This is a genomic window from Shewanella sp. UCD-FRSSP16_17 (assembly GCF_001675935.1).
In the GTDB taxonomy this organism is placed as follows: Bacteria; Pseudomonadota; Gammaproteobacteria; order Enterobacterales; family Shewanellaceae; genus Shewanella; species Shewanella japonica.
In genome coordinates, this window is the sequence record NZ_LZFV01000010.1 from 1 (window position 1) to 6,948 (window position 6,948).

Here is a 6,948-nt window from a genome sequence, read left to right on the forward strand (position 1 = left end):
GATGACGATGACAAGCGTGGTGCGATAAGTACGAGTAGCCAGCACATTCTTAATCGACTCAATATTCCCGCTGAARACTGGTTAAAAATCACTACAGAGTTCGAGGCATTATTTAAAGGTGCGGTTGGGGCACTGCCAGCGCTAACTGAATATTGTGAGCATGTCGGCCGCAAACGACGACAAAGCGCAGCTAACTGCCAAAAGTGGTTAAGCGCCTAGCATAACCTCTCTGATTGAATCACTTTAATAAACACCATTTTCACTCCTCTCAGTAGCTTGAAATCATATTGAAGTGAGGGGCTGGTCGGCCTAAATTGTAATAAAAGTACATGGCGCCATTTTTAATTTTATCAGTTGCCTCAATTTGTCAGCTTATGGTTATATTTTATGTCAGCATATGGTTATATTTTTTAGCTAACCGATTGAAAGTAGAGCCACGCTTATGTCGACTTATGCTTGTAGCGACAGTAATGTCGCTGAAAGCGTGCATTGGTATTAGATAAGTAGAGTTAACTTTGAAATTCTGCTGAAAATGATTAAAACCTCTTCTCATTATGCGGGGAGAGGTTTTTATAGAAAATTAACGAATACAAAATTATCTAATGAGTTTGCATTTAGCTTTCATGCTATAAAACTCTATTTGCGTTTGGCACTCACTAAGAGCTCTTTCTTTCGCTTTTTTAGGTGAACTATATGAATGTGAATAACCAATTACCTCGCGACCATCAATTCCTCTAGCTAATGCAAAAGCTTTATTTGAATCCATGTTATCAAAATCTTGAAGTAACCTAAGTGTTTTACTTTGATAAATTTCTCTATCGAGATTCTTTATTAAATTTGTATACTCAAAGCCCCAATATGTTTTTAAACCTTGGACTATAATATGGTCACCACTTTTTAATTGTGACCATATTGACCTTGATACGCCACAGAGCCTACCATTGGCAAAGTTGAAATAACCTTTTAAATAAATTGCCCCTGCGCAATAAGCACTACTATATGTACTGCTTACATAATCCACCGTTAGTTCTAAATTTACTTCTTTACTTTTTCCAATCGAAGAAAGCAATATGTGGCCATACCTAGCGGTAGAAAGCGGTCCCGCAACAAGTATAAAAATAAAAACTAAAAATGCCGAAATTTGATGTTTTATTCTTTGTTTTTGATTTTTACTAGAATGTAACCCTGGTGAAAACTTCCAAAATAAATATGCAGCCCCTGCTCCTAATATAATGTAAAGAAAACTTGAGCTTACTAATGTACTTTCATCAGAAATAATTCCCGATAAAAAAAGGCTTATCGCTATTAAAATCAGTATCGAGTTACCAATAAATTGAATAATTTTTTTCATCTTCTAGTCGTAACCTTGATGCAATCTTATAAAGGTTACAATAATTTCCCTATTTATTATCTCCCTTTCATAAATATATCATAAGTATTCCACTCATCGAGAGTGTTAGGCTTCGTATGAACTATCCAATTGATTTTAAAACTCCCTATTAATGTTTGCTCTTTATAATCTTTTGGATGACTAACATAAGTAAAATCAAACTGGCCTTTTAACTCATCAATCTTCTAGTCTTTAAGCATGGACAACTTGGTGCTGACTTAAATATTGGTAATATCAGCTGAATGCGCTGAAATTGCCTCAAATCTCGCTAAATCAATAGACTCCCCAAGCCAACGACTACTCAATCAGGTAAGTTCACTTGCGAGCATACCAAAAGGCCGTTATGTTATTGATTAATAATGGGTGGCACGTTTATATGCTTCTAAAACCTAAAATGAAAGCGGGCTCAGGTAGTGGAAAACCAGTAATAAGGGTAGATAAGAATGGTCAACCTATTTTTGAATTCTAAAACGCAAAGTAAATGCTATTTGAACGTAAGGTCGATAGCGATTATTGTAGTTGTTTTTTCTGTTTTTTTGTTTATAGATGTATTTCTTTTGGACTTTTTTGGTAATTCAGATTCATTTTCAAAAAGTTACTACATTAAGTTTATTATTACTATGCTTTTACTTTTTCTGAGTAAGTTTGAGAAGTGTGAAAATAACTACATAACTCCAGCGTTTCATTTTTCGGGGGCATACTGGGCACTTTGGACTGGGATATATTGTTTAGTTTCTAATGATGTAGAACTGAGTAAATATATAGGAATTTTACTTGTTTTTGGTGGATTTGGTGGGTTTTGCCTTATTGATGAGTTAATTGATTTTTTAAATGTAAAATATGGAAGTGAAAGTTGTTTCAGGATAACTCTTACTATGTTATTGAAGGTGCTACTGTTCAGTTTTTTTATACTTGCTATTATCTTTTTTGTAAAAGGAAATTGGGAATGGCCTGTTAATTCTTTTTCATCATTACACTGGCCGTTTATATAGACAGGCATGATAAATCGAATTTAGATAGCTAATGATTTCCAGCTTCTTAATAAGCCCCATATTTTGGGGCTTTTTATTGCCTGTCGCTGGCAATCTAACCAGCACGCTGAGTCGTACTTGCCAGTAGAAGTGATCAGTTGTGAGCAGCAGTCTGTGCAATTGACACCAGCGCCACTAGCGGTGATATAACATGGCCACCCATTATAACTCCGATGGCAGCGCAAGTTACACATGGGATACCCTTAAAAAAGGTATGCTTACCAGTGAAACCCAAAATGGAATAACCCGAAATTATACCTACACCAATGCACTACAATTAGCCAGTAGCTCAGTTAAGGTAGCGAGCAGTGTAGGCGGGGATAATGTTACCCGCATCATAAGCCATCAATATGACGGATTTTATGGTCGTCCTAAAGGGCTTACTTATCCTAATGGTTTAACCCTAGAGTATCGATATAACGATGCAGGTTACCTTGCACAAACTCGTAATGCTGCTTCACAGTATGTATATCGAGACATTACTCAAATGGACGCCGCAGGACATATTACTGGAAGCCAAATGGCCAATGCGTTGTTAGAACAAACGAGTGATTATAACAGCGAAGGCACTATGGCAAGCACTGAAGTCTCAAGTTCATTGGGCTTGTTACACAGCCATTACTATGACCAATATGATAGTTTCATGAATTTAATAGAGGAGCGAAACGGTGCTACAGGCTTAGCTAAAAGTTATGAATACGATGAGCTAAATCGTCTCGAAAAATATACTTATAGTAACGCAGGTTTTGCCATTTATGATAATACAACTCCGTTTGCTGCTACTGTAAATTATGGCTACGATACAGTGGGTAACTTGCTTAAAAAGACAGATTACAGTCGCAATACGGCTAACGCTTATGAATACAATAGCAGCTGTGCTTCAGGCAGTAATGCTGGGCCGAATGCGGTATGTGCTATTACTAAGTTAAATGGCTCGCGAGTGCAATTTAGCTACGATAGCCGCGGTAATTTAATCAGTGGTGATGGGCTTACCATGACCTACAATGCGCTGGATAAACCATTAACTGTGGTAGGGCGTGGGCCGAACAACAACACCAGCACTGGTTTTGTGTATGGCAGCGATAATATGCGTGCGCTACAAACCCGTACCGTCAGCGGCACGACTACTAAAACCCATTATGTCGATAAGCTATTTGAAGCTGATAACGATGGTAGTTGGCGCGCTTACATTGGTGATATTGCGGTATTGAGTTACACCCCAGAGCGCAGTCATCAGTTGCTGTACACCTTGCGTGATAGACTCGGTAGTGCGACGACCATGGTGGATCATCAGGGCAATATTATCTCTCAGCGCTACTTTGACCCGTTTGGCCGAACAGCTACAGCGAGTGTGGCCGGCAGCTTAGGCGATCTGATTGAGACCAATGGCAATCGCCGCGGCTTTACCGACCACGAACACTTGAATGAACAGCAGCTAATTCATATGAACGGGCGGGTGTATGATTACAATATGGGTCGTTTTATGAGTGTTGACCCGTTTATTCAGAGTCCGACATCGACGCAAAGTGTTAATCCGTATTCGTATATTATGAACAATCCGCTGGCAGGGACAGATCCGACGGGGTATGTGGCTGAGGGGCCTGAGTTAGAGAAAGTTGAATATACCAAAGAAACAGAAAAGGTTGCCGTAACAGGTTCTCGCATCAAGCGCTCCGTCACAACTGGAGTGTCGGGTACAGCAACATATTCGAATGGTGCAACTCAGTCGTTTTCGGTAAACTTTAGTGAGGGCAAAGCGACAAGTGTCAGTATTGGGAGTTTACAAGAAGTAGCCGCAAAAAGAGAAGATGGAGTGAAAGATGCGGCAGGTAGTGTAAGTCAAGCGACCACAGGAGCATCAGTTATTACTGCTGGATTAGAGCAAACTAATGATTTAGCTTTATTAAATAAGTCTGGGGCAGGTACAGCTTTAATGGCAACTGGGGCAACAGGCAACGCTTGGAAATTAAGTAAAGATGCTAAGTCCACTATGAAGGTGTTGTCTTTGGATGGGTCTAAGCTAGCTTCAAAAATGAGCCCCTATCTTACAGGTGTTGGCCTTGCTGCCTCTGTGACGTCTAATGTGCTTAATGAAGGAGCCACCACTAAAGAAGCAGCATTTAAATCAAGTGGGGATGTGAGTATGGCTCTTATTGGTTTAAGGGGGGGAGGAGCAGGTGCTGCAGCATCTATTGCTTATTCTGTTATAGATCTCACATATCCTGGAGGGTTCATACAACTGACTAGAGATACCAATAGAGGTGTATCAAACTTTTCAAAAAGTATTGATAAAAATAATGTCGAGCAGGGGTTTAGAGAAGATCCTATAAATACAATGAAAAGAACCTTCGGAATACCGGTGATTGAATTATGAAAAAACTTTTTATTGATGACGTGTTAATTGGTGGGTGGGCCTATGCAAGACGTCAAGGTATTTCAAATGAGCAGGCATGTAGTATTGCGGTAGTTCAAATAGAACTATTTATCATGTTGACTTTAATTCCTTGGTTAGCCTTACTTCTAAAGTATTTGGATTTTGAAAAGTCAATGATTTTATACATGGTGATAGGCTTATTCATTACTTTAGGTATTGGTTTTGAGATTTATGTAAGTAAAAAAAATCTTTTTGGAAATGTAGACTTTTTTGAAGAAAAGATAAGTCAAAAGATTAGGAAATGTACATGTTTTTTTGTGTTTCTACTTTTTTATTTACCAACCGTAACTTATTTTCTATGGCCGATAATTAGGCAGTTATGATGGGCGTAAATATTCATCTATAGTTATATACATAAACACCTATAATTAATGGCAGCCTGACCTCTACTTTTAACTTTAGTTAAAATGTATAACATGGCCACCCATTATAACTGGTTTTTATAAAGTGACCCAAAAATTTGAGTCGGGAGATATTTATTATGAGCACAGCAAGTCCAAGTCCAAGTCCAAGTAGATTTGAGCTCTTTAGCGAAGCTTGTGATATTTATGGAGGTGACCATTCCCTTGTTAAATTATTATTTAACTCTAACGTACCGGCTTTTAGTAACAAAAAGCCCAATGAGTTAATGGATTATCTAGAGGTACGTATATTGGTTAGTGAGTGGCTTAACAAAATTAAGTATGGGGAGTTTTCTTAAAGGGCTAACAAGCTTGCACTGAGCTATAAGCTAACAAAGAGCTAAGGATTGGTTGGCCACTGTCCCTTAGTGGTTAAGTAAAACGGGCAACTACTTTGTGGCCAATTGGTGTGTTTGGCATCGAATAAGTTACCAGAAAATTCAGCAGCATTTGTTCATAGTAACTCAGAATTGCCTCATTCCTTGCCTGTGCCATATAACCTCTTAAACCACAGAGGTCGGTTTGCCTTACTTTTTCTTATACCCCTTTGCCATGAAGGTACTGGGCCCTCAGTTTAGATATTTTTCATCGAAATATCAGTACTAACCTCGAGGAAAGCTCAACGAATATATGTACTTATGGAAAAGTCTCTAAGCGGTTCGAAAGGGGCTTAAGAAATACAAGAATCTTAAAGTAATGAATCAACACTAAGGTTCTAATATAGAGAGCTTGGCTCTCTATATCTAAACAAGATTCGGCACCATAAATTAGATGCCGATTTCTCTATATTACAAAGCGCTCGACTTGCGCTCTTTTAAAGTTTTCGCATCCGAAAGGGCTTTCTGGCAATCTTCTTTCACTATATTCAACGCACCCTCGAAAGTGTTTGTAGGAATAACATAAGTATTATCTTTGTAAGTCAGATTAATTTCATCTTTCGTCATGAACTCATTCATTACGAATTGACGACCCTTTTCAGAGAACGTGTGATTAGGCACATCATGAATTAAATCTCTAGGCATATAATTCAAATCTTGCCCGTTAATATTTATCAACATGTCTTTATCACGAAACGCTCCAACTTGCGGAAATTCTACATAAGTAGCGCAGTCAGCACTTCTCAAAGCAGACACTCTCATTAGAGTCTTAGGGTGAAACTGATTCGACGTATCGTTAAACACCAAACTCTCGGCACCAACCAAAGATCCGTTAGTATTTCTGAACCAAGCATACTTTGGCTCTTCTTTTTTTGCTGGTGCGGTTTTTTGTGGTGATTCCTTTGGCTGCATTGGTAGCGTTTTGCATCCAACCAATACCAAAACTGACATGGAATATAACATGGCCACCCATTATAACTGGTTAAATATTAAACACTGAACTAGGCTTTATTTACCCTTTTTAAATGGTACTTGAAGATGGCTAGACCAAGACAAACCCTCGTGAGCTTAGAAGATACGCCTTACTACCACTGTTGTTCGCGTGTGGTACGTAAGGCGTTTTTGTGTGGTTTTGATAAATCGACAGGTGAAAATTTTGAGCATCGCCGTGAGTGGGTTGATTCACGTATTGTAGAATTGGCGACCATTTTTGCGATTGATATTTGTGCTTATGCAGTGATGAGTAATCATTTACATGTGGTGTTAAAAGTTGATGCWGATAAAGCGAAGCTCTGGACAGATAAAGAGGTGCTGC

Annotated in this window: 5 protein-coding genes and 2 pseudogenes; 5 read left to right on the forward strand and 2 right to left on the reverse strand. The window is 38.6% G+C overall.

The annotated features are described in order from the left end of the window. Positions 1 to 219 (forward strand): annotated as a pseudogene (locus A9267_RS21895) (transposase); the annotation flags it as partial. A gap of 376 nt (positions 220 to 595) precedes the next feature. Here A9267_RS21895 and A9267_RS08955 read toward each other — a convergent pair. After that, positions 596 to 1,351 carry a hypothetical protein gene (locus A9267_RS08955; protein ID WP_065108942.1) on the reverse strand — a complete coding sequence of 252 codons (756 nt, stop codon included), beginning with the start codon at positions 1,349 to 1,351 and terminating at the stop codon, positions 596 to 598. 482 nt (positions 1,352 to 1,833) lie between these two features. Between A9267_RS08955 and A9267_RS21900 the strand changes: the two genes are divergently transcribed. From A9267_RS21900 to A9267_RS08970, 3 genes are all read left to right on the forward strand, one after another. Beyond that, positions 1,834 to 2,382, forward strand: coding sequence for a hypothetical protein (locus A9267_RS21900; protein WP_065108943.1), 549 nt, complete (start codon positions 1,834 to 1,836; stop codon positions 2,380 to 2,382). 190 nt (positions 2,383 to 2,572) lie between these two features. After that, the gene (locus A9267_RS08965) at positions 2,573 to 4,795 is read left to right on the forward strand and encodes an RHS repeat domain-containing protein (RefSeq protein ID WP_065108944.1); all 2,223 of its coding nucleotides are present in this window, start codon (positions 2,573 to 2,575) and stop codon (positions 4,793 to 4,795) included. Then, on the forward strand, positions 4,792 to 5,178 hold the full coding sequence (locus A9267_RS08970; RefSeq protein ID WP_065108945.1) for a hypothetical protein: 387 nt from the start codon (positions 4,792 to 4,794) through the stop codon (positions 5,176 to 5,178). Before A9267_RS08965 ends, A9267_RS08970 begins: the two co-directional genes overlap by 4 nt. Positions 5,179 to 6,044: 866 nt before the next feature. Here the strand turns inward: A9267_RS08970 and A9267_RS08980 are convergent. Continuing rightward, entirely contained in the window at positions 6,045 to 6,596 is a 552-nt protein-coding gene (locus A9267_RS08980; RefSeq protein ID WP_065108947.1) for a hypothetical protein, read from the reverse strand. A gap of 75 nt (positions 6,597 to 6,671) precedes the next feature. On the opposite strand from A9267_RS08980, the pseudogene A9267_RS08985 reads away from it, so the two are divergent. Further along, a pseudogene (locus A9267_RS08985) lies at positions 6,672 to 6,948 on the forward strand (transposase); the annotation flags it as partial.